We start from the raw sequence: 21667 nt of genomic DNA on the forward strand, positions 1-21667 counted from the left end.
GGCACCGGCGGGTTTGGCTATCGGCCTGCGATCAGAACAACGACATCTGATCGCCTGAAGCGGACTTCTGCGCTCTTGCGGGTTTTGCCCGCGCCTCGCTCTCCAGGAGCACCGGGTCGACGCGCTCCTGTATGTCGGGGCTGGTGTTGGCCACCTTGTTCACCCGGTCGGAAACCGGCACGGCCTCGAAGAAATCCGGTTCGGCCGGCCGCAACAGGTCCGCCACGTCGCGCGGCTCCCGGGTGCGGCAATCCAGCCATCGCGAGAAATCCTCCGGCCTGACGATGACAGGCATACGGTCATGGATGTGACTGACGTCGCTGTTGGCCGATGTCGTCAGTATCGCGCCCGTGTCGATCTCGGAGCCGCCGGGCTCACTCCACGTCTCCATCAGCCCGGCAAAGGCGACGATACCGCCCGCCTTCGGCCGTATCCAGTAAGCTTGCGCCAAGCGCGGGCCGCTGCGCTTCCATTCGTAGAAGCCCGATGCCGGGATGAGCACCCGGCGGTGACGCATCGCCACCTTGAACGATGCCTTCTCGGCCGCGCTCTCCGATCGCGCATTGAGCAGCAAGGGAAATTCCTTCGGATCCTTCACCCAGGCAGGGATCAGCCCCCAGCGCACCAGCAGGGCGCGCCGGTCCGGCAGGTTCGAACCCGGCGCGCGCGGTTCGCCGGCGATCACAGTCAGGATCGGCTGCGTCGGCGCGATGTTGTAGCGGGCGGGGAAATCCTCCAGATCGGCCAAGCCGGCGAAGGCGGCCGTCTGGTCCGGCGAGGTGGTGAGAGCGAAGCGTCCGCACATGGTTCGCGCCTGTCCTTGCGGAGTGGGAGGAGATTCGGGGCGGACGGCGCATGCGCCCGACAACGGCATGGTGGCGCGCGACCGCGCGCTTCGCAACATCCCGCCGTCGCATCTCGTCCGGGTGAGGACCGCCTTCCACAAGAAAGCGCCCCGCGCTATCCAGACCTCATGGACGAACAGGAGATTCCGGCCGTCTCGGTGGCAGTACGTCGCGGCACCACCGTCCTTCTGGTGAAGCGCGGGCGCGAGCCCTCGCGCGGCTACTACGCCTTTCCGGGCGGACGCGTCGAAACGGGCGAGGACGCCGAGCAGGCCGCTCGCCGGGAACTGCTGGAGGAGACCGGCCTCGACGTCGGGGATCTCGCGCCGGTTCGGGAGTACCGGGTCGGCGGCACCAAGGACGGCCGTGCCATGCACTACCGGCTCATGGTCTTCTCCGGCGTTCACAAGGGGGGCGAGGCCGTGGCCGGCGACGACGCTGACGAGGCGGGCTGGTACGACCTGGACGCGATGCGCGGCATGCTGCTGTCGGATTTCGTGTTCGACGTCGCACGGGAGGTCCTGTCCGGCCGAAGCCGATAGGCGACGCCGGGCACGGGATTTCCTGGCAGATTGCGGGATCCCGGCAAATTGCCTTGCAGGCGACAAGATCATTGGCCACAAGGCCTTATGAGCCGCATCGCAATCGCCGCCTTCGCCCTGGTCATGCTCGGCGCGCCGAACGTCTCGGCGCAGGCGCCCGCGGCCGTGTCGCCCTTCGAGGCACAATTGATGCGGCTGGCAGAGGTGTTGGGCTCGCTCCACTATCTGCGCAATCTTTGCGGCGAGAAGGGCAATCAATGGCGCGACGAGATGGAGAAACTGCTGGCCGCCGAGAATCCCGAGCCTACGCGGCGGGCGCGCTTCATCGCCAGCTTCAACCGCGGCTACCGTTCCTTCGACGGCATCTATGTGAACTGCACTGCCTCGGCGACGGAGGCGATCGGGCGCTACATGAAGGAGGGTGAGGCGCTCAGCAGGGACATCGCGTCCCGATTCGGCAATTAGGAACCTGTTAACTTTTTTCCCGATGGACAGCGCACAATCGCGATCCGGTGTGTTAGAAAGCCTTAATGGGACATTAACAGGGACGACTCAAGTTGATCCGAATTGTCCGGATCGCCGCTTGAAAGGGTGGAAGGCAAGATGGAACAAGGCTTCAGCGACATCGACGCCCTGGTGCGCGAAGAAAAACGGTTGACTGCCGTCGAGAGCCACAACGAAGCCTGGGCCGAGGGGCTTTCAGCCGGCATCGAGCCCGAGATCATCGCCGAGGCGGCCCTGGCCACCGCTTTCGGTGAGTTGCTGCGCTCCAGCGGCGAGGGTGCTGCCCTCGCGCTTCTCGATCGCATGCGCGAAAAGGTCGTCGCCGGAGAATTCGAGCCGCTGCTGCGGCGCCATTGACACACCTGCTTTCCGGTTTTTCATGTATATGATCCTGCGACAGGGCGCAGACCGCCCTGCCCGACAGGTCGAGGAAGCATGGCAAGTCAGTCCCCCCAGAGATCATACGCCGGCGCACGACGCGCCGCGTTGCGCCTTCTGGCCGGCGCGTTTTTCCTTTCCGGCACGGTCGTTTGGGCCACCGCCCCGGCATCGGCGCTGAGCGAAATCAAGCAGGAACAGGCGACGCCTCCGCCTGCCGCCGAATCGGTCGAGCAGGAGCCGCTGCCGCCGGTCCATACCGTGCCCGACCCCGACCCGATCCAGACCACGCCGCAGGGGACCGACGAGCCTCCGCAACCCGCTGAAGAAGAGGCCGTCCCCGGCGAGGACGAAAGCGGCCAGATCGGCCGCCCGGTCATCGACCCCAATGCGCCGTTGCCCGAGATCATCTACGATCTGGACCGCCTGCCGTCGCAGGTGAAGCGGATGCGCGAGCTGATCGTGGAGGCCGCCCAAAGCGGCAACATCGAGGCCCTGCGGCCGCTGATCGGCAACGGACCGGACGGCACGCAGATCGCGCTCGGCGGCGTCGACGGTGATCCGATCGAATTCCTGAAGGGCCTCTCCGGCGACGAGGAAGGCCAGGAGCTTCTGGCGATCCTCGAGGAGGTGCTGAACGCCGGCTATGTCCACCTCGACGCGGGCAAGCCGGGAGAGCTCTACGTCTGGCCGTATTTCATCGCTGTGCCGCTCGATCGCCTCGACGCACGCCAGAAGGTCGAGCTCTTCAAGATCGTGACGGCGGGCGACCTCGAAGACATGAAGACCTACGGGACCTATATCTTCTATCGCGTCGGCATCTCGCCGGAAGGCAAGTGGGAGTTTTTCGTCGCCGGCGACTGACGCCAACGGTCTATGAGATCGACCGTTGGAGCGCGCGACGGCTTGGCCCACGCCCTTCGGCGCATAGCCAAGCGCCCGGAAGGGCGGCGCTGGTGTTCGAGACGTCAGCAGCCACGCCCGGTGGATGTGTCGGCAGCCAGTGCCGTCGGTATCAGGCCCGCCCCTCGCTCCCTTCGTTGCCGCCTGTGGACAGGACGCAAGATGCGTCCCGCGTGACGGATGGCTACAGGGCCTCGGAGAACGCGACGGGTTCGCCCTGCTCTGCCTCGACGAGCTCGCCTTCCCACATCACCTGCTTGCCGCGAATGATGGTGCCGACTGGCCAGCCGGTGACTTGCCGGCCGTGATAAGGCGTCCAGCCGGCTTTGGAACCCGCCTGCTCGTTGAGGATCGTCGCGCGGCGCTTAAGGTCGACAACGGTGAAATCCGCGTCATACCCGGCAGCGATCCGTCCCTTGCGCGCCATGCCGAAAATCCGCTGCGGACCGTGGCTGGAGAGATCGACGAACCGCTCGAGAGAGAGTTTCCCGGTGTTGACATGGTCGAGCATGATCGGGACGAGCGTCTGCACGCCGGTCATGCCCGAAGGTGAGGCCGGATAGGGCTTGGCCTTTTCCTCCAGCGTATGCGGCGCATGGTCGGAGCCCAGCACGTCGACGATGCCCTGCGTCACGCCACGCCAGACGCCGTCGCGATGGCGCGCCGCGCGCACCGGCGGGTTCATCTGGATCAGGTTGCCGAGCGTGGCGTAGTCGTCGGCGCTCAGCGTCAGATGGTGCGGCGTCGCCTCGCAGGTGGCGACGTCCTTATGCGCCTCGAGGAAATCGATCTCCTCAGCCGTCGAGATATGGAGCACGTGGATGCGCGCCCGCGCCTTCCGCGCCACGGCGATCAGGCGCTGCGTGCACTGCAGCGCGGCGATCTCGTCGCGCCAGACCGGGTGGCTTGACGGATCGCCCTCCACCCGCTCGCCCAGCCGCTCGCGCAGGCGGAACTCGTCTTCGGAATGGAAAGCGGCGCGACGGCGCGTCTTGCTGAGGATCGAATAGACGCCGTCGTCGTCCTCGACGAGGAGGTCGCCGGTCGACGAACCCATGAATATCTTGATGCCGGCTGCGCCCGGCAGGCGTTCAAGTTCGCCCACGTCCCCCGCATTGTCCCGCGTGCCGCCAACCCAGAAGGCGAAATCGCAATGCATCCTGTGCCGGGCGCGGGCGACCTTGTCGGCCAGCGCCTCGGCGCTCGTGGTGAGCGGCTTGGTGTTCGGCATCTCGAACACGGCGGTAACGCCGCCCAGCACCGCGGCAAGCGAACCGGTCTGCAAGTCTTCCTTGTGCTCGAGGCCGGGCTCGCGGAAATGCACCTGGCTGTCGACGACACCCGGCAGGATATGCAGGCCCGTGCAATCGATCGTCGTCCCGGCGGAGGCGCTGCGCAGTTTGCCGATCGCGGCGATCCTCCCGCCGACGACGCCGATGTCACGCGCGCCGCGGCCGTCATGGTTGACGACCGTGCCGCCCTTCAGGATCAGGTCGAATGTTGTCGCCATGACAGTGGTCCTTGCCGTTCGCCGGTCGGGCCGGTCCTTGCCGCCCCGCGCGGCAGGGCTTACGTAATGGCCAACCGATTTGCAAGATCAGGCCCCGCCAACGATGCCCACCGTCCAGCTCGACGACCGCGCCCTCGTCCTCGTCACCGACGACGATGCGGAGACGCTGCTCCAGAATATCATCACCACCGATATCTCCTCGCTGAAGACGGGCGAGGTCAAGCCCGGCGCCCTGCTCGCCCCGCAAGGCAAGATCCTCTTCGACTTCCTCGTCTCACGCGTCGACACGGGCTTCCGCCTCGACTGCCGGGCCGATGTCGCCGACGACCTGGTGAAGCGGCTGACCCTCTACCGCCTCCGGGCAAAGGCCAAGATAAACAAGCAGGATCAAGCGCTTGTCGCCGTCTCGTGGGGCGATGATTCACGCTCCTCCCCTTCCGATTCAGCTTCTTCACGAAATGAATCAAGCTTGCTCGACACCCGCTTCCCGGAGGTCGACGTATCCCGGCACTACGGCAAGACGGCCGGAGGGTCGGACCGCGCGGAATGGGACGCATTGCGGGCCGCCCACGGGATCGCCGAAAGCGGCGCCGACTATGAACTCGGCGACGCCTTTCCCCACGACGTGCTTCTCGACCAGACCGGCGGCGTCGGCCTGGCCAAAGGCTGCTATGTCGGGCAGGAGGTCGTGTCGCGGATGCAGCATCGGGGTACGGCGCGACGGCGCGTGCTGATCGCGACGGGGCCGGCCGCACTTCCCGCCCCCGGCACCGAGATCCTCGCCAATGGCCGCCCGCTCGGTGCGCTCGGCACGGTCGCCGGCCGTACCGGCCTCGCCATCGTCCGGATCGATCGCGTCAAGGATGCGATGGCTGCTGGCAACCCGATCACCGCGGACGGGCTCGAGCTCGAGCTTGCGATCCCCTCCTGGGCGAAATTCACCTTCCCGGCGGACGCCGCGTCCGCGGAGGGCGCCTGATGGGAGACAGACCGGGGGCGCCGGCCAGGGCCTGGCAGCGCATGCTGTCCGGCCGCCGGCTCGATCTTCTGGACCCCTCGCCGCTCGACGTCGAGATCTCCGACATCGCGCACGGGCTGGCGCGCGTCTCGCGATGGAACGGGCAGACCCGCGGCGACCACGCCTTTTCCGTCGCGCAGCATTCGCTGCTGGTTGAGGAAATCCATTCGGCCATCAGCAAAGACATCCGGCCGGAAGCCCAGCTTGCCGCCCTGCTGCATGACGCCCCCGAATATGTGATCGGCGACATGATCTCGCCGTTCAAGTCGGTGATCGGAGGTGGCTACAAATCCTGTGAGGAGCGGCTGCAGCGCGCGATCCATATGCGTTTTTCGCTGCCTACAGCCTTGCCCGGCAAGCTCAAGCAGGAGATCAAGCGGGCCGACCAGATCGCTGCCTATTTCGAAGCCACCGAGCTTGCCGGCTTCTCGGTCGCCGAGGCGACCCAGTTCTTCGGACGCCCGCGCGGCATCGCGGCCGACCAGTTCGACCTGACGCCCAGACCGCCGAACGCAGTCCAGGGAGCATTTCTCAAACGTTTCGCTGCGCTCGAGAAGGCGCGGGTGGCCGCGTAGCCGCGCCCGCTGCAGCGCATGGTCGGGGACACCGCCGCGCCCATTCATAGTGGACGAAGCCGGGGTCTTGTTGTCGCCTGGCCCAACAAGCGCGGCTTGACTTCGCGTCACCTCCCGTGCATTGCGCGCGCCCGCCTGTTGGCGGTCAAGGAGTGTGCGCCATGCAAAAGACCGGCGGCAGCCACGTGCCGGCCTTCGTGATGATCGTCTGCGGAACCGTCCTCGGGATCGCCGGCACCGATCTCGTGCTGCCCGCCGTGCCTGAGTTGCCGGAGGCTCTCGGCGGCACGCTCGAACGCTCCCAGTTGGTGCTCGCGGCTTTCGTCGCCGGCTCCGCCTTCGGTCTGCTCGTGTTCGGCTCGCTCGGCGCACGGTACGATCAGCGTGCGCTGCTGGTCGGTTCGCTGGTTGCCTACGGCGTGATTTCCGGCCTCGCCGGATTGAGCCCGTCACTGGAAGCCCTGATCGGCCTGCGCTTCCTGCAGGGCGCCGCGGGCTCGGCGGCGGCGGTCTTTGCGCCGGGGATCATCCGCGCGCTCTACGGCGACGAGCGCGCCGTCGGCGCTCTCGGCTTCCTCGGCAGCGTGGAAGCGCTGACGCCAGCACTCGCTCCGGTCGCCGGCCTGTGGCTGATCCGCCTGTTCGGCTGGAACGCCTCCTTCGGGGCGATTGCGCTCCTGGCTTTGCTGCTGGCCGGCGCGATCACCGCCTGGCATCGTCACATCCCCGCCGTGGTGAGCAGCCGCAAGGCCGGTGGATATGGCCACCTGCTGGCCGATCCGGTCTTCCTTCGCTACGCCGTGAGCCACGCCTTCACTCTGGGCGCTCTTCTCGTCGTCGTGTTCGGCGCGCCGACCGTGTTCGTCGCGGCCCTCGGCGCCACGCTTGCCGACTTCATCATCATGCAGATGACGGGGATCGCCACCTTTGTCGTGGCGGCCAACCTGGCCGGCCGCCTCGTTCGCCGCTTCGACGCAGAACGCTTGATATCGATGGGCACCCTGCTGTCGGCGGCGGGGGCGGTTGCCATGCTCGCCTATGCGCTTGCGGGCGGGGGCGACACTCTGGTGGTCACGGCGCTCTTCATCCCGTTCAACACCGGTCTCGGGCTGCGCGGACCGCCCGGCTTTCACCTCGCCGTCGTTGCTGCGCGTGGCGACGATGCTCGCGGCGCCGCATTGGTGGTCGTGGCCATCCTCGTCACCACCGCCGTCGGCACCGCGGCGGTCGCTCCTTTCATCACGGCCGGCCTCATGCCGCTCGCCATGGGTGCCGCCGTGCTGGCACTTGCTTCGGTCGCTCTTGTGACCTTGCTGCCGAGCCTCGAACAGCAAGAAGGCAGCGGCGGCTGACTGCGCCTCGAAGGACGAAGGGGGCCGCTGCGAACCGGCGGCATCCTGGCCCGCAATTCGCGATCGACAGGCCCAATACGGGGCTTGCGTCGCGGGACGCCGCGGCATAGAGCTTACGTCGTTCGACAGGGGTGCTCCGTATTGCCGGGGCTGAGATGCGAGGCGGCATGCCTCCGGACCCTTCAGCTGATCTGGTTAATGCCAGCGGAGCGAGGCGGCCGATGTTCTCAGGTGCACAGCTATCCCTTTACCCGATGGCCGACGACTTCGTCGGCATCATCCTGGGCGCCATCAAGGCGCTTGAGCCCTATCGCCCGAACTTCAGGATCGAGACGGACGACGTCTCGACGCTCATCGTCGGGCCGCCCGAGCAGCTTTTCCCGGCCATGCGAGACCTCTTCGTCGCCGCAGCGTCTAGCGGCAAGCACTGCGTACTGTCGGCGACGGTCTCGCGCGGCTGTCCGGGCGAGCCGGACGATGCGATCTGCACGCCGCTCGTATCGGCCCCACCGGATTTGCCGCTGCGGGACCGGATCGAAGCGGCAGCCGCCGCGGTCCTCGCAGCGCAACCGACCGGCCAGCCCGTCGCGGCCCAGTTCTCGCTCTATCCCCTGGGCGCCGGCCATCACATGGACGAGATCTACGGCTGTATCGAATTCCTGAAATCCTCCGGCGTCTTCGACCGGTCGAAGAATTTCTGCACCAAGCTGCGCGGCGATGCCGGGCCGGTCTTCGCCACATTGGCCGAAGCCTTCCTGCGTTTCGGGGCGCCGCAGGGTCATGTGGCGCTCGACCTCACGGCCTCGGCGAACAGTCCCACTGTCGCCTGAACCGCATCGGGCGCGCGTCCTTCTGGATGCGCAAGGACGCTCCAACACTCCGAAACTCGACATCGCGGGAGATCGAACAATGAATGACAACAGCGCCTGGACTTTGCGTGACATACTGATCGTGACCGTGCTCGGCGCGGTGTTCGGCGTCCTCTATCTGGCCTGGGTGCAGGTCTGGCTCATCGCCCAGGCCGTGTTCGGTCCGGTGACCATGGATGTCGTGATGGGCTTCTGGTTCATCGTGTCCATCATCGCCGCCGTCATTATCCGAAAGCCCGGCGCGGCGCTGTTCTCCGAGTTGCTGGCCGCGGCCACCCAGATCCTGCTCGGCAGCCCGGCCGGCCTGCTCCTGCTTGTGACCGGCCTTGTCCAGGGTGCGGGCGCGGAGGCGGTTTTCGCCGCCACCCGCTGGCGCAACTACAGGCTGCCCGTGCTGATCGCGTCAGGCATCGGCGCGGCGATCTTCTCCTTCGTCTACACCTGGATCCGCTTCGACTACGGCGCGCTGGCTCCCGGCCTGCTCGTCACCATGTTCGTGCTCCGCTGCCTGAGCGGCGCCCTGCTCGGCGGCGTGCTCGGCCATTTCATCGTCGAAGCGCTCTATCGCACGGGCGTCCTGTCGGGCCTGCCGATCGACCACGCCAAACGGACGGCCCGTGCCTGAGCTTGCCCCGGCCGCGGCCTGGAAGAATGTCACGGCCCGGTATCCCTATGCCGGCCGCGATGCGGTCGGGCCGGTCGATCTCGACGTCAGGCAAGGCGAAAGGCTTCTGCTTCTCGGTCCGTCCGGCTCCGGCAAGTCGACGCTCCTCAATACGTTGACCGCGCTCATTCCGCAGACGATTCCGGCAACCGTCGCAGGCTCGATCCGATTGTTCGGCAGCGCGGTGAACGAATGCCGGCCCGACCGCTGGGCCGGCACGGTGGCGCGCTTCTTCCAGGATGCCGACCAGACACTTTGCGGCATGCGCGTCGAGGACGAAATCGCCTTCGCCCTCGAAAACCGGGCGATACCGGAACAGGATATCGTGCGCAAGGTGAGCGAAGCCATGCGCCGGGTCGGGCTGTCGGAAGCATGGCGCCGACGCCGTACCGCCACGCTTTCAGGCGGCGAGAAACAGCTCGTCGCGCTCGCCGCGACACTGGTGCAGGAGGCGCCGCTGTTCGTGGCGGACGAACCGACGGCACATCTGGCGCCGGCGGCGGCCGCCCGCTTGCATCATCTGCTTCTCGAAGAATCGATCGCGCGCAGCGTGCTCATCGTCGATCACAGGCTCGACGGGCTGATCGGTTCCGTCGATCGCGTGGCGGTGCTCGGCGTGGACGGCGAGATCATTGCCGAGGGGCAACCGGCGCCCTTGTTCCGAAGAAACCAGGATCTGTTCGACCGGCTCGGAATCTGGGTGCCAACGGCGAGCCGGCTCGACGCGAAGCTGGCGGAGGCCGGCCTGGCGCCCGCGACCCCGCCGCTCACGATCGACGGCCTGCTGCGGGCCATCGACGCGGAGGGGATGACGGCACGGGCGGCGCCGGTGCTGCAGAATTTCCTCGCCGAGCATTCCGCGCGCGCCAGCCTCACTCCCGGTGCCGAAATCGCCGCCAGGCTCGAAAAGGCGGATTGCGCGCCGCTGTTCGGGCCCACCATTCTCAGGAACATCTCACTGGAGATTCGCACAGGAGAGTGCCTCGGCATTCTTGGCGCAAACGGCGCCGGCAAGTCGACGCTCGGCGCCAGCCTGGCGGGTCTCCTCAGGCTCGGCAGCGGACGGCGGCAGGGGGCCATCGGCGGCGTCGCGTTCCAGTATCCCGAAAGCCAGTTCACCGCCGGCTCAGTGCGCGAGGAGATCGTGGCCTCGCTCGACCGTTCCTTGCCGATATCGGAAAGACTCCGGACCGCCGAGGACATCGCCGCCGCCTGGAACCTTGCCGACCTCGCGGAACGCCATCCGTACGAGCTGTCGCAAGGGCAGAAGCGGCGGCTGGCGCTCGCCACGCTCACCGCGACCGAACGTTGGCGCCTTCTTGTGCTTGACGAGCCGACCGCCGGCCTCGATGCCGCGGGCGCGACCATGATCGCAGGTCGCATCGAGGCTCTCGCCCGATCGGGTCGGGGCATCGCTGTCATCACCCACGACATGGATTTCGCCCTGCGTCTCTGCGCGCGCTCGGTCATCGTCGGCGAAGGCGGCCTTCTGGCCGAAGGCCCCACCGTCGAGCTTCTGGAGGATCGGAATCTCGTCGCCCGAGCAGGGCTGGCCGAACCGGTGATCGCGCCGGTGCGGCGCTGGCTCCGACAGGTGCCGGCATGCTGAGCTCGATCCATCCCCTCGCCAAGCTGGTCGTCTGCATCGCCTGGATCGGCGCGTCGATCGCGGTATTCGACGCGCGCTTCCAGCTTGCCGCCATCGTTCTGTGCGTGCTCGCGCTGGTGGTGCTGGAGAAGCGTTCGCCGCTCGCCGTGCTGGCGCTGATGGTGCCCTTCGCACTCTTCGGATTCGGCTTTCTCACGACCAGCCTTCTGTTCCGTCAGGAGAGCGGCTTCGCGCTTCAGATGGCGAAGGAGGCGCCGATGGCGTCAGAGGCCTTCTCGGCCGGCATCACGCTGTTCCTGCGGGCAGTCGCCTGCGGCATGATCTCGGCGCTGTTCGCGCTGACCACCGATCCCGGCGCGCTAATCAAGGCATTGATGGCGAACTGCCGGCTTTCGCCGCGCATCGGCTATTCGCTGTTCTCGGTGCTGCAGTTGGTACCCGACCTTGGAGCGGAAGCTCAGCAGATCCGGCTGGCGCGTGCGATGAAGCGCGGCAAACCGCCGTCGCGCTTCCCCAATCCGGCCGAGGCAATGACGCTGCTCGTGCCACTGCTCGCCTATGCGATCAGGCGGGCGAACCGCGCCGCCATCGCCCTGGAGGCGCGCGGCCTCGGCGTGGCTTCACCGCGCACGATCATCGGCGCGCCCCGATCTCGCCCCCGGGACGTCGTCTTCTTGGCCGTCACGCTCGCCATGCTCGCCTTTTGCGCGGCGTGGGTTCGGCTTTAGCGTGTACGCAGTTACCTACCTGCCCTGGCGTTCGAGGCGGTCCAGGAACCACTGCGTCAGCCTTACCCAGACTTCGTCCTTTTCGCCGGAGTCCTCGCAGCCATGGTCGAGATTCGGGTTGTCGTTCACCTCAATGACGAAGACACCGTCTCTGGTCTCCTTGAGATCGACGCCGTACAGCCCGTCGCCGATACAGCTTGCGGCGCGCACCGCCGTCTCCACGACATGGGCGGGCGTATCCTTAAGGGTGAAGGTCTTGATGCCGCCCTGGTCCGGCTTGCCGGCCCGCTCGTGATTGACGATCTGCCAGTGCTTCTTCGCCATCAGATAGTGGACGGCAAATAGCGGCTGCCCGCCGAGCACGCCGACGCGCCAATCATATTCGGTCGGAACGAACTTCTGGGCGATGAGAAGGTCGGAATCCTCCATCCATGTCGTCGCCAGCGTCTTCAGCTGGTGGAAATCCTGCACCTTCTTGACGCCGCGCGAGAAGGCGCTGTCCGGGATCTTAAGCACCAGCGGAAAGCCGAGGGTCTGTGCAGCGACCTCGAAATCGGCCGGGCCGGCGATCATCACCGTCGGGGGCGTCGGCACCTTGTTGTAGGTCATCAGCTCGTTCAGATAGACCTTGTTGGTGCAGCGGATCATCGACAGCGGATCGTCGATGACGGGCATGCCCTCCTGCTGCGCGCGGCGCGCGAAACGATAGGTATGGTTCGAAATCGATGTCGTCTCGCGGATGAACAGCGCGTCGTAGTTGGCGAGCTTCGCCAGATCGCGCCTGGTGATCGGCTCCACCTCGACGCCCATCTTCTCCGCGATGCGCGCCCAGTAGCGCAGCGAGGCGATCTCCGACGGCGGCAATTGCTCTTGCGGGTCGACCAGCGTGGCGAAAGTGTAGCGCGCCGGTGTCCGTGTCTTGGTGTCGCGCCATTCGCGGCTCGTATAGGTGTCGAGGCAATCGACGAAGCGCTTTTCCTCCGGATCCGTCATCCGGGCGAGCGGCAGGAAGCCGACCTTGCGGATCGTCGCCCGTTCGGCACTGTCCCTGATCGAGACTTCAAGGGCCGGGGCGCGGAACCAGTCGAAGAGCTGCTTTGCGAAACGGTCCCAGGCCTTCGACGGCCCGATGCCGAAGAAGATCGGCACACGCGATGGAAAGGAGCCGCCGAGGTCCTTGCGGCACTTGTTCAGCGCCACTTCGAGTTCCGGCAGGGCATGCTCGTAGAGTTTGCGCTCGGACAGATCGATCATCGTCTCGACGGTCGGAATGACGCGATGGCCGCGAGAGCTCGCCAGCAGCGAAGCGTAGTAGCCACGGCTCTGGTAGCCGTAGTTGTTCGAGAGGTTGATGACCTTGGGCCGCTGGCCGCGGAACAATGCGGGATGCGCGAGATAGTCGCGATTGGTGATGATCTTATGCGGCGTGGCGACCTGATCGATGTCGTTCTGCCTGCCGGTGAGGATGACCCAGGTCATGATGTTAGGCGCCTTCCAGGAGCGAGGAGGGAGAGGAGGTCATGCGGCGCGGCACTGAATGTTCACGCGGGGGGGACGGACAATAGCGGGATCAGCGGGCAGGTCCATCCCGGCCGGCCGCTTCCGCGTCCGCAGGCGGTCCGGCCGGCGGCAACTCCTTCTCGTAGCGAAGTGCGGCCGTTCCGTCGTGGTAATAACGCTGCAACCTGCCGATGAAGCGATATCCGTTGCGCTCATAGAGCGCGCGAGCGCGGCCATTGTCTTCACGCACCTCGAGCCTGATCAGCCGTCGCCCACGCTGCCGCGCGGCCGCCTCGGCGGCCTCCAGCAGCGCCCGACCGATTCCGGCGCCGCCATGGTTCCTGTCCGTCGCGATCGAATAGAGTCGCGCCACTCGCGTGCCCTCGCGCCAGAGCACCACGCAATAGCCGACCACCACATCCCTGACGGCGGCAACCAGCACGGCCGCCGAACGACCGGCCAGCAGCCGGCGCATCGAGCGGGTCGAAATCCGGTCCCCTTCGAACACTGCATTCTCGATGGTAAGGATGGCACTCGCGTCGGACGCGCGGGCCTGGCGGATGTCGGCTGTCATGCGGACCAGGGAACCTCGTGCGATGCGTTGGCGTGCCGAAATGAAAGGTCCCTGCTGCAGCCTGACTACACTCCAGCATCCATCGCGCTTTGGCGCGCCAAATCGGCCGAATTGTGACGCGGTGATCGGCACAATGTAAGCCGCAAAAAGCTCAATGAGTCACGATCTCTGTGCGACGCAAGGTGTCGCAGGGGCTGCCTCTACGTCGCAGCGCCCTCGACCAGTTGCCGCCAGGCGTTTCGGGCAACCTCTGCCAACTCGTCCGATGGCAGAGCCCCGACGACGGCGCAGCCGAAACCCTTGTCCAGCCAATAGACGGCGCTCGGCCCACCGGCTTCCTGCGCATAGGTCCCCCTGATGCCGTCTTCCTTTGTCGCGGTGACATAGAGCGATATCTGCTTGCCGGCCGCATTCTTGTAGACCAGCAGCGCCGCAACCTTGTCGTCATAGGGAAGGATCCGTCCGCCCAGCAACTCGAAGCCCTGTGCGGAAAGGTCGGGCGCGACGAGCTTCAGGCCCACCCGCTTCGACAACCATCCATCCAGACGAAGCTTGTCGCCGGCATCGACTTCGACAGCGCGGGGCTGGTCGACGGCATAGGTCAGATAGGCACCGACCGCCTGCTCGGCGAGCCGGCTTTCCGCCCGGTCCTGCCGCGTACCGATGAGGTAGCCCCCTACCCCGCCAGCCAGCAACATCAGCACGGCAGCGGCCGCCGCCCGCCAATCCCCCCACCATCGAGCCCGCCGGTCGTCCACGATTGCCTTGCGGCCGGGGTTGCTGGCTGTCTCGGCGCCGATACCCCCGGCGCTCAGGAGTCCGGACAGGCGATCGGGCACGGCTTCGTCGAGCACGCCGGCAAGGGTGTCCCGCAACCGGGCCGCATCGTCGGCGAAGCGCGAATACTTCGCTTTCATATCGGAGTCGGCCTCGAGCCATGCCTCGAAATCGGCCCGTTCCTCCGGCGGCAGTTCGCCGTCGAGCGCCAGGTGGATGTCGCGTTCGGAGAACGGGCGGCCGGTCATTTGTCGATCACCCTTATCGTCCGGCGCCGAGCCGCATCGCCGAGCAATTCGCGCAGATCATCGCGGCCGCGCGAGATGCGCGACATCAGTGTGCCGGCGGGGATGCCGAGCATATCGGCGGCCTCGGCATATGAGAAACCTTCGATCGTAACCATCACCAAAGCCGCCCGCCTTTCCGGGCTTATCGCCTGCAACGCTTCGAGAATCTCGCGCGACGCCAAGTTCTCGACCTGCGTAGCCGGAGTGACCATCCCGTCGGCCGCCTCGATCGGCATCGTCTCGCCGCGCCTCCTCACCTTGCGCGTCTGGTCGACGAACAGGTGATGCATGATGGTGAAGAGCCAGCGTCGCGGACTTTCGCCGGTGCGCCAGTTCTCCAGCCGGGTCAGTGCTCTCTCGAGGCAATCCTGCACCAGATCGTCGGCGGCTTCGCGGTCGCGAAGAAGCGCGCGAGCGTAGCGCCGCAGACGAGGGATCTCCGCCAATATCGCCGTCCTCTTCTCGTCCATCGAGCCCCGCTGGCGGCCGGTTCCTGTTGGGGAACCATAGCCTATAACGTCCGGCCTGTGAAAATATTCCCGTGTGCACCCCGCCACGGCAACAGACGATGCGAACCGTGGAACTCCCGGTGGTTCCACGCTGATTCATCAACGAAACTGAATCGATCGATCCAACCAATTCATTTGAATGACGGGTCGGATCGTATATCAATCGTGTAGATACACGAGAGACTCCGATGTCCAGCACCCAGGCCTCGCAAACTGCCCGCCACCTCCCCTGGCTGATGATTATCTGCGGTTGCCTGATCGCCGCACTGACCTTCGGGCCACGGTCGGCGATGGGCTTCTTCCAGCTTCCCATGCTCGCCGAGAAGGGCTGGGACCGCACCACATTCGGGCTGGCGATGGCGATCCAGAATTTCTTCTGGGGCGCGGGCCTTCCGTTCTTCGGCGCCATCGCCGACAAGTTCGGCACCTGGCGCGTCCTGGCGCTTTCGGGCGTCCTCTATGCGCTCGGCCTGTTCCTGATGGCGACAGCCGACAGCCCGACCATGCTGCATATCGGTGGCGGCGTGCTCGTCGGACTCGGTGTCGCGGCCGGCGGTTTCGGCATCGTGCTGGCAGCCTTTGCGCGCAACGTGCCGGCCGAGCGCCGCAGCTTCGTCTTCGGCCTCGGCACCGCCGCCGGCTCCGCCGGCATGTTCCTCTTCGCGCCGATCAGCCAGGGCATGATCGATGCCTTCGGCTGGTCCGATTCGCTGGTTTACATGGCCATTGCCATGCTGGTCATTCCGGTGCTCGCCATCCCGCTCGTCGGCAACGCCGCCAGCGGCAAGGCGGCGCAGACGGAACGCGACCAGTCGATCGGCCAGGCCCTGAAGGAGGCATTCGGACACCAGAGCTTCCTGCTGCTCACATCAGGCTTCTTCGTCTGCGGCTTCCAGGTGGCGTTCATTACAGCCCATTTCCCGGCCTATATCCGCGACATCGGCATCGACGCGCGTTACGCGGTCATCGCGCTCGCCCTCATCGGCTTCTGCAACATCATCGGCTCGCTGGCCGCGGGCGTCATCGGCCAGAAATACTCCAAGCCGATCTTCCTCGCGCTCATCTATCTCGGCCGATCGATCCTGGTCACGGCCTTCCTGCTTCTTCCGCAGACGCCGGCGAGCGTCATCGTCTTCGCCATCCTGATGGGGCTGCTGTGGCTGTCGACCGTGCCGCCCACCAACGCGCTGGTGGCGATCATGTTCGGCACGCGCCATCTCGGCATGCTGGGCGGCATCGTGTTCTTTTCGCACCAGATCGGTTCGTTCCTGGGCGTCTGGCTGGGCGGCTATCTCTACGACCGCTTCGGTACCTACGATCCGGTCTGGTGGCTCGGCGTCCTGCTCGGCCTGTTTGCAGCGGTCGTGCATTGGCCGATCCGCGAGAAGCCTGTCGAGCGCCCGGCATTGGCGCCCGCCGAATAGCGGCGCCGACCGGCATCACGCGGTCAGGCTCCAAATCGTGAAGAAAAGGCCCGTGGCGGATACTCCCGCCACGGGCGTCGCTCAGAAGCGGTAGTTGAGGCCGAGCTCAGGCTCTGGGTGTTGACGTCGTCGGAGCGGGTTGCCCCGCCGACCACCGTTGATTCCACATCGTTCAGCCTGTGCATCAGATATTCGACCTTCAGCGAGGTGCGTCCGGCAAAAGCCTGTTCGACGCCGGCGCCTACCACGAAGCCGCCCTTCCACTGATCGTCCGAGACCACCGTGCCTTTCGGCTTCAGCTTGGCCCAGCCATAGCCGGCCGTGCCGTAGATCAGCGTCCGGTCGAGCGACACGCCCGCGCGCAGCTTGGCGGCGCCCGTCATCGTCTGCTCCAGTTCGGCACCGTCGCCGAGACGGATGTCGGTGCCGGTCGAATAGGTGCCGTCGAACTCGCCGCCATAGACCAGCGGACCGGCCTGGAAGTTGGCGCCGACCTGCCCGCCGAACGCCCAGCCGCTGCGCGACGAGAATGGGTTCGGGACACCTTTGGACTGCACCCCGCCCTGGACGCCGGCATAGACGCCGGACCAGTCATAGGCGAGTTCCCCGCCGCCGCCGGCCGGCTCGTAGCCCGAAGCCATGTCGGCGGCCGATGCGAAAGAGGCGAACGACGCCGCGATACCCGCCAGCGTGAGCAATGCGAAGAACTTCCTGGACATGACAAACTCCGAGATCGTCATTGGCGGCCGCCTGCACGTCAGGCCCTTCGGGCCAATCCGCAAATCGAGCCGCGCCATTTGGTGACGAGGGGAGGATGACCACCGCGCATTACGCCTGCATTGCATAAATTTAATAAAAACAGATATTTATCATTTACTCTTCATAAACCATGGATGTGGCGGAAGAGAAATTCACCCACTCGACGGTGAAGGGCCGCCAAGCGGCGGCCCTTTCTTCTCGAAGGTCTCGCTGGTGAGTTCCAGTCGGAACTCCGGCCGTGCCCGCGGTCCGGCTCAGACGCCGAACTTTTCGATCACTTCTGCGAGCGGCAGCTGTCCGCGCAGTGCGCCGGATCCCACCGGAGTCTCGCCGTTCTCGATCGCCGTGGCGAAACGCACGGCCGGATCAGCCTCGATCCGGCGGCGCAGCGCCTCCAACCTTGGCCAGCGGTCCGGCTCGGCAACCTCGTGGAATTCCAGCCATCGCGCCACGCCGATCAGCACGCCGTCGGCGAGCGTCGGCCGATCCCCCACGAGAAACGGCGCGTCGCCGATCATGGCCTCCAGCTTGTCATGCCGCTCGATCACTCGTTCTTGGCCGAACTTGCGCAGACGCGCCTTCAGTTCCGGATCGGGATCCTCCGTCTCCAGTGCCACCCAGAGCGGGCTGAAGGCGCCGGTGAAGCCCGTGTTCACGAAGGCCATGAGCTGATGCATGCGGTCGGCCTCGGGCGAGCCGGGAACGAAGCTGATACGCCGTTCGATGTCGCGCGCCTCGAGCCATGCCGCAATCGCCATGGTCTCGGTGAGCGGACGTCCCTCGTCGGTGATAAGCACGGGCGTCTCGTGGCGAGCGTTCAGCCGCGCATAGGAGGGTTCGCGCATCTCGCCGAGCATGTCGACGCGGCTCAAACGGTAGGGCTGTCCGAGCCACTCAAGCGCAGCCACAAGCCCCATCGAGCTTCCCAGGGGGAAGCCGTAAAGCAGGATTGGTTCCATTGTCTTCTTCCGTGGATTAAAGGGTCACGCTGCGCAGCGTGACTGGAACATAAGCGGTCGCGGCCCCATGTAAATTACGCACATTTCTGTAACCAAGGACCATTGCCGTGAAAGATCTGGTCTCGCGTTGCCCCATCGAAGAGGTCATGCAGGTTCTGAGCGGCCGCTGGCCGACGCTGCTGCTCTACTATCTCAAGGATGGGACCAAGCGGTTCAGCGACCTGAGGCGGGACAACCCGACCGTGTCGCACCGGATCCTGACGCTCGAGCTCCGCAAGCTCGAAAAGGCGGGAATCGTCCGGCGTACGGCCCGTCAGGGCTATCCGCTGCGGGTCGACTATGACCTGACGCCGGTCGGCCTGACGCTGGTACCGCTGATCGACGCGCTCGGAGGCTGGTGGGAAAAGACGGAAACCGAAAGGCTCGGCCTACCGAAGCTGCGCCACGCCGCCTGATCGTTGCTGCTGGAAGCGCTGCCGGACCTGCAATCCACGGGGAGGAAAACAGGACCGGCAGCGGCGCCTCGGTGCCGTGCCGCGCCGGGCAGCGCGGCTTGGGGTGCGCTCGGGGCCGAGGCCCGCGCAAATTCGCGGGCACGGGTTGCGCCAACATTGCGACCCGCACCGCTCCCGAGGCTTATTTCGCAGCCGCGGCCAGCATGCGCTGATAGAAGAGGCCGATGCCGATGAGCACGGCCCCAAGCCCGATGAAGGAAAGTGCCCGCAGCACGCCCTCAAGTTCCGACATGTCGAGCAGGAAAACCTTTGCCACGGCAATCACGACCAGCCCGGCCGACGCGATGCGAAGCGCCTGCGAGCCCAGTCGCACACCCGCCGCGAGCAGGACGACGCCCATCGCCAGCCACAGGGCCGAATAGGAATAGGTTTCGAGCTGGGTGAAGCCTTTCCACAGGCCGATGAACTCGCCGTGGAAGAGACGGCGCACCGACAGCGTCGCGTAGGCGAAGCCGAGCATGGCCGCGACCACGGCCAGCATCGCCACGTACCAATGCGGCCGCTTGCCCCGCGCCAGCCAGGCGAGCGCGGCCGTGGCCAGACAGGGCAGGAGATAGCCGAGGAGGAGCAGGTTGACGATCGGAATGCCGCCGGTCGATTCGTCCGTATAGACCGGATTCAGATTGGCGAAATGCTGGAGCACGATGGAGGCGACCGACAGCACGCCGAGCGCCAGGGAACCGTAGCGGAAGACCGGGCTCGGCGAACGCAGGTCGAGCGAGATGAGTATGGCGCCGCCGCCGATGGCGATCAGCGTGTAGATCGACTGTTCGGCGAGCATCGGAGCGCCGGCATCGATGACGCCGCCATTCATGGCATGACGTACGAGCATGGCGACCCCAAGCATGGCGAAGAGCGAGGCGAAGCCTTCCATCGCCAACCGCGGTCGGCCATTCGTCGTCCGCGCCAACTGCCATGCCGCATAGGCTGCGCCGAGAGCAGGAACGCCATAACCGGGCAGCAACCGGTTGAAGACCGGCGTCGTGCCGAGGAATTCCTCGCCGACGATAGTCGGGTCGAAGGCCATGCGGCCGAGCACGGCCACCGCTGTGGCGACACTCAGCCAGCCCAGCACAGGATAGGACCTGAACCGCGTGGCATAGGCAGGTACTGCAGCGACCACGCCCAGCGCCAGCGTCGTCCAGCCGCCGCCGAGCGCCATGTGGAACATGAGAAGCGTTGCAGCGCCCGCACCGCTGAGCAGGACCGAAACCGCCGGACCACCCGCGAGGGGAGGCCTTTCGGCGCGTGCCACCCATTCGGCGCCAGCCACCAGGACCGCAGCGAGCAGCAGCGCCGAGCCGGCGAATGAATAATCCTGATCGAGATTGCCGAAGGCGATCCAGGTGGCGGCGAGGACCGCGAGCGGCACGGCGACACCCCAGCCGGCCCAGGCGACCGCACGGATGCGAGCGGCGCCTGCGAATCGCCAGGCGCCCCACAGGCCGGCGGCGACGAAGACAAGCGCCAGCATGATGCCATAGCGGACGGCGGTCGCGCCAAACGGTGCCGGAGATGTCCCCTCGAATGCGATCGAGCCTGACGAGAATTCGACAAGGAAGCGCCCGCCGAGGCCGACATAGGCATAGGCAAGCGCGGCAGCCGCCCCCGCGCCGAACAATGCGGGGATCGCCAGGCGGCGATAGCAGGCGACGCCGAGCAGGCCTGCGATCAGGACCGTGGCGACCGCCATGCCGCCGACATCGCTGAGACGCGGATCGACCGCGAGCGCCAGGGCGGTAAGCCCGACGAATACCGCAGGGGCGATCGACGGGATATCGAAGCCGTGCGGCGAAGCCACGGCGCGGCCGCGCAGCCAGATGAAGACCAGCACGCCGAGTGTCACCGCACCGATGAAGAGCAGGATCGTGAGGTCGGTTTCCGCGAAGCTCGCGAGATAGAGCAGGCTCCAGAGCCCGGAGCCGGCGAAGGCAGCCGTCATCAGCGGCGCCCAGTCCCGCAGCCGGGCGATGACGCCCGATGCGACAAGAACAATGGCGAGGAAGCCGAACAGCGCCCAATGGTTGGGCGCCTCCGACGCGACAAGCAGCGGCGTGAGATACGAGCCGACGAGACCGACGCCTCCCAGCGCCTGGCCGTGAACCAGCGCCGCCGCGATCGTACCGACGCCGATCAGTCCGAGCAGGACGAAGGCGGAGCCGGGGCCGATGAAGCCGTATATGCCGTGCGCGGCATATACCGTGCCGAACAAGGTGAAAGCCCCGGCCGCAGTCAGGATCGCCGGCACATACGCGCTCTGCAGTCCCTCCGCCGGCAAGCGGAATCCGGTGCGGCGAATGAACTCCCCGCCGCCGACGAGGATCAGGCCGAAGAGGGCCGCCATGGTCAGGCGCACGCCGGGTCCGAAGATGCCGGCCTCGATCGAATAACGGACCAGGAAGATGCCGCCGAGTGCCAACGCCAGGCCACCGACCCACACCGCCCAGCGCGTGCCGAGCGCGGTCTCGATGTCGGGCTTCTTCGCCGCGGCCGCGGGCACGGCCTCCAGTTGCTCGCCGTGCGGTCTGGACCACGGGCCAGGTTCCGCGGGCGCCTGGGCATCTGCCGCTTCGACTTGCCCAAGCTTTTCCCGTTCACCTGGCGCGGCCTCGGACATGGCCGTCATCGCCTCCTTCGTGGCGTCGTCCGGCAGGGCCGTGGCTGGCTCGGCGGACGCCGCCTCCGTTGCCGGCGGAGCCATCCTCAACATAGCTTCGCGGTTGGCGAGGAACGCCTTGCGCAGGCCTTCGAGATCGAACTCGAGCACCGTGATGCGCTTCTGTTGGCGCACGACCACGGCGAACAGCACGATCACCGCCACCAGGGAGATTATGCCGAGTTCCATACGCTACCCCCGCCGGACCGA

22 protein-coding genes are annotated in these 21667 nt (G+C 66.3%); 13 read left to right on the forward strand and 9 right to left on the reverse strand.

From position 1 onward, the window contains the following. Window positions 1-31 precede the first annotated feature (31 nt). Complete coding sequence (locus tag JN302_RS28000; RefSeq protein WP_202329895.1) at window positions 32-805, reverse strand: SOS response-associated peptidase; 774 nt, start codon at window positions 803-805, stop codon at window positions 32-34. A 198-nt stretch (window positions 806-1003) separates the two neighbouring features. On the opposite strand from JN302_RS28000, the gene JN302_RS28005 reads away from it, so the two are divergent. The 4 genes from JN302_RS28005 (at window position 1004) to JN302_RS28020 (ending at window position 3133) form a co-directional block, all read left to right on the forward strand. Further along, window positions 1004-1387 (forward strand): NUDIX hydrolase, encoded by a 384-nt coding sequence (locus tag JN302_RS28005; protein ID WP_342215879.1) that lies wholly within the window; start codon window positions 1004-1006, stop codon window positions 1385-1387. Window positions 1388-1474: 87 nt separating this feature from the next. Then, a complete protein-coding gene (locus tag JN302_RS28010; RefSeq protein WP_202307411.1) occupies window positions 1475-1852 on the forward strand; it encodes a TIGR02301 family protein in 378 nt (125 codons plus the stop codon). Window positions 1853-1990: 138 nt separating this feature from the next. Then, window positions 1991-2248 carry a hypothetical protein gene (locus JN302_RS28015; protein ID WP_202307412.1) on the forward strand — a complete coding sequence of 86 codons (258 nt, stop codon included), beginning with the start codon at window positions 1991-1993 and terminating at the stop codon, window positions 2246-2248. Window positions 2249-2326: 78 nt separating this feature from the next. Further along, the gene (locus JN302_RS28020) at window positions 2327-3133 is read left to right on the forward strand and encodes a hypothetical protein (protein ID WP_244845966.1); all 807 of its coding nucleotides are present in this window, start codon (window positions 2327-2329) and stop codon (window positions 3131-3133) included. 223 nt (window positions 3134-3356) lie between these two features. Here the strand turns inward: JN302_RS28020 and JN302_RS28025 are convergent, their stop codons facing one another. Further along, window positions 3357-4682: a dihydroorotase gene (locus JN302_RS28025; protein ID WP_202329897.1), complete on the reverse strand. Its 1326-nt coding sequence runs from the start codon at window positions 4680-4682 to the stop codon at window positions 3357-3359. A 103-nt stretch (window positions 4683-4785) separates the two neighbouring features. On the opposite strand from JN302_RS28025, the gene ygfZ reads away from it, so the two are divergent. The 7 genes from ygfZ (at window position 4786) to JN302_RS28060 (ending at window position 11497) form a co-directional block, all read left to right on the forward strand. Continuing rightward, entirely contained in the window at window positions 4786-5661 is an 876-nt protein-coding gene (ygfZ, locus tag JN302_RS28030) for a CAF17-like 4Fe-4S cluster assembly/insertion protein YgfZ (RefSeq protein ID WP_202329898.1), read from the forward strand. Then, window positions 5658-6275 carry a YfbR-like 5'-deoxynucleotidase gene (locus tag JN302_RS28035; RefSeq protein WP_202334469.1) on the forward strand — a complete coding sequence of 206 codons (618 nt, stop codon included), beginning with the start codon at window positions 5658-5660 and terminating at the stop codon, window positions 6273-6275. The genes ygfZ and JN302_RS28035 overlap by 4 nt, the downstream gene beginning before the upstream one ends. A 161-nt stretch (window positions 6276-6436) precedes the next feature. Continuing rightward, window positions 6437-7627: an MFS transporter gene (locus JN302_RS28040; protein ID WP_202329899.1), complete on the forward strand. Its 1191-nt coding sequence runs from the start codon at window positions 6437-6439 to the stop codon at window positions 7625-7627. A gap of 221 nt (window positions 7628-7848) precedes the next feature. Further along, window positions 7849-8457 carry a YkoF family thiamine/hydroxymethylpyrimidine-binding protein gene (locus JN302_RS28045; protein WP_202307419.1) on the forward strand — a complete coding sequence of 203 codons (609 nt, stop codon included), beginning with the start codon at window positions 7849-7851 and terminating at the stop codon, window positions 8455-8457. A gap of 79 nt (window positions 8458-8536) precedes the next feature. Continuing rightward, a complete protein-coding gene (locus JN302_RS28050) occupies window positions 8537-9121 on the forward strand; it encodes an ECF transporter S component (protein WP_202329900.1) in 585 nt (194 codons plus the stop codon). After that, window positions 9114-10769 carry an ABC transporter ATP-binding protein gene (locus tag JN302_RS28055; protein WP_202329901.1) on the forward strand — a complete coding sequence of 552 codons (1656 nt, stop codon included), beginning with the start codon at window positions 9114-9116 and terminating at the stop codon, window positions 10767-10769. Before JN302_RS28050 ends, JN302_RS28055 begins: the two co-directional genes overlap by 8 nt. Then, window positions 10763-11497 carry an energy-coupling factor transporter transmembrane component T family protein gene (locus tag JN302_RS28060; RefSeq protein WP_202307427.1) on the forward strand — a complete coding sequence of 245 codons (735 nt, stop codon included), beginning with the start codon at window positions 10763-10765 and terminating at the stop codon, window positions 11495-11497. Before JN302_RS28055 ends, JN302_RS28060 begins: the two co-directional genes overlap by 7 nt. Window positions 11498-11512: 15 nt before the next feature. Here JN302_RS28060 and JN302_RS28065 read toward each other — a convergent pair whose 3' ends face one another. From JN302_RS28065 to JN302_RS28080, 4 genes are all read right to left on the reverse strand, one after another. Beyond that, entirely contained in the window at window positions 11513-12976 is a 1464-nt protein-coding gene (locus JN302_RS28065; RefSeq protein ID WP_202329902.1) for a RimK family protein, read from the reverse strand. A 91-nt stretch (window positions 12977-13067) separates the two neighbouring features. Then, complete coding sequence (locus JN302_RS28070) at window positions 13068-13571, reverse strand: GNAT family N-acetyltransferase (RefSeq protein WP_202307430.1); 504 nt, start codon at window positions 13569-13571, stop codon at window positions 13068-13070. A 200-nt stretch (window positions 13572-13771) separates the two neighbouring features. Next, window positions 13772-14596 carry an anti-sigma factor family protein gene (locus JN302_RS28075; RefSeq protein ID WP_202307432.1) on the reverse strand — a complete coding sequence of 275 codons (825 nt, stop codon included), beginning with the start codon at window positions 14594-14596 and terminating at the stop codon, window positions 13772-13774. Then, window positions 14593-15105 (reverse strand): sigma-70 family RNA polymerase sigma factor, encoded by a 513-nt coding sequence (locus tag JN302_RS28080; protein WP_202307434.1) that lies wholly within the window; start codon window positions 15103-15105, stop codon window positions 14593-14595. The genes JN302_RS28075 and JN302_RS28080 overlap by 4 nt, the downstream gene beginning before the upstream one ends. A 227-nt stretch (window positions 15106-15332) precedes the next feature. Between JN302_RS28080 and JN302_RS28085 the strand changes: the two genes are divergently transcribed. Continuing rightward, window positions 15333-16568 carry an MFS transporter gene (locus JN302_RS28085; protein ID WP_202307436.1) on the forward strand — a complete coding sequence of 412 codons (1236 nt, stop codon included), beginning with the start codon at window positions 15333-15335 and terminating at the stop codon, window positions 16566-16568. Window positions 16569-16591: 23 nt separating this feature from the next. On the opposite strand, the gene JN302_RS28090 is transcribed toward JN302_RS28085, so the two are convergent. Both JN302_RS28090 and JN302_RS28095 read right to left on the reverse strand, forming a co-directional pair. Further along, window positions 16592-17287 carry an outer membrane protein gene (locus tag JN302_RS28090; RefSeq protein ID WP_202329903.1) on the reverse strand — a complete coding sequence of 232 codons (696 nt, stop codon included), beginning with the start codon at window positions 17285-17287 and terminating at the stop codon, window positions 16592-16594. Window positions 17288-17581: 294 nt separating this feature from the next. Next, window positions 17582-18286: a glutathione S-transferase family protein gene (locus tag JN302_RS28095; protein WP_202329904.1), complete on the reverse strand. Its 705-nt coding sequence runs from the start codon at window positions 18284-18286 to the stop codon at window positions 17582-17584. A 107-nt stretch (window positions 18287-18393) separates the two neighbouring features. Between JN302_RS28095 and JN302_RS28100 the strand changes: the two genes are divergently transcribed. Beyond that, window positions 18394-18741, forward strand: coding sequence for a winged helix-turn-helix transcriptional regulator (locus JN302_RS28100; RefSeq protein ID WP_202329905.1), 348 nt, complete (start codon window positions 18394-18396; stop codon window positions 18739-18741). 181 nt (window positions 18742-18922) lie between these two features. Here JN302_RS28100 and JN302_RS28105 read toward each other — a convergent pair whose 3' ends face one another. Then, window positions 18923-21646 (reverse strand): DUF2339 domain-containing protein, encoded by a 2724-nt coding sequence (locus JN302_RS28105; RefSeq protein ID WP_202329906.1) that lies wholly within the window; start codon window positions 21644-21646, stop codon window positions 18923-18925. Window positions 21647-21667 lie beyond the last annotated feature (21 nt).

This window comes from Mesorhizobium sp. L-8-3 (assembly GCF_016756615.1).
Classification (GTDB): domain Bacteria; phylum Pseudomonadota; class Alphaproteobacteria; order Rhizobiales; family Rhizobiaceae.

Bases quoted from the DNA above. Each gene is read 5' to 3' on its own strand.
- JN302_RS28025 (WP_202329897.1), bottom strand. From the start codon at position 4,682: ATGGCGACAACATTCGACCTGATCCTGAAGGGCGGCACGGTCGTCAAC.
- JN302_RS28040 (WP_202329899.1), top strand. From the start codon at position 6,437: ATGCAAAAGACCGGCGGCAGCCACGTGCCGGCCTTCGTGATGATCGTC.
- JN302_RS28105 (WP_202329906.1), bottom strand. From the start codon at position 21,646: ATGGAACTCGGCATAATCTCCCTGGTGGCGGTGATCGTGCTGTTCGCC.
- JN302_RS28080 (WP_202307434.1), bottom strand. From the start codon at position 15,105: ATGGACGAGAAGAGGACGGCGATATTGGCGGAGATCCCTCGTCTGCGG.
- JN302_RS28060 (WP_202307427.1), top strand. From the start codon at position 10,763: ATGCTGAGCTCGATCCATCCCCTCGCCAAGCTGGTCGTCTGCATCGCC.
- JN302_RS28065 (WP_202329902.1), bottom strand. From the start codon at position 12,976: ATGACCTGGGTCATCCTCACCGGCAGGCAGAACGACATCGATCAGGTC.
- JN302_RS28010 (WP_202307411.1), top strand. From the start codon at position 1,475: ATGAGCCGCATCGCAATCGCCGCCTTCGCCCTGGTCATGCTCGGCGCG.
- JN302_RS28075 (WP_202307432.1), bottom strand. From the start codon at position 14,596: ATGACCGGCCGCCCGTTCTCCGAACGCGACATCCACCTGGCGCTCGAC.
- JN302_RS28000 (WP_202329895.1), bottom strand. From the start codon at position 805: ATGTGCGGACGCTTCGCTCTCACCACCTCGCCGGACCAGACGGCCGCC.
- JN302_RS28070 (WP_202307430.1), bottom strand. From the start codon at position 13,571: ATGACAGCCGACATCCGCCAGGCCCGCGCGTCCGACGCGAGTGCCATC.
- JN302_RS28045 (WP_202307419.1), top strand. From the start codon at position 7,849: ATGTTCTCAGGTGCACAGCTATCCCTTTACCCGATGGCCGACGACTTC.
- ygfZ (WP_202329898.1), top strand. From the start codon at position 4,786: ATGCCCACCGTCCAGCTCGACGACCGCGCCCTCGTCCTCGTCACCGAC.
- JN302_RS28095 (WP_202329904.1), bottom strand. From the start codon at position 18,286: ATGGAACCAATCCTGCTTTACGGCTTCCCCCTGGGAAGCTCGATGGGG.
- JN302_RS28085 (WP_202307436.1), top strand. From the start codon at position 15,333: ATGTCCAGCACCCAGGCCTCGCAAACTGCCCGCCACCTCCCCTGGCTG.
- JN302_RS28015 (WP_202307412.1), top strand. From the start codon at position 1,991: ATGGAACAAGGCTTCAGCGACATCGACGCCCTGGTGCGCGAAGAAAAA.
- JN302_RS28090 (WP_202329903.1), bottom strand. From the start codon at position 17,287: ATGTCCAGGAAGTTCTTCGCATTGCTCACGCTGGCGGGTATCGCGGCG.
- JN302_RS28020 (WP_244845966.1), top strand. From the start codon at position 2,327: ATGGCAAGTCAGTCCCCCCAGAGATCATACGCCGGCGCACGACGCGCC.
- JN302_RS28050 (WP_202329900.1), top strand. From the start codon at position 8,537: ATGAATGACAACAGCGCCTGGACTTTGCGTGACATACTGATCGTGACC.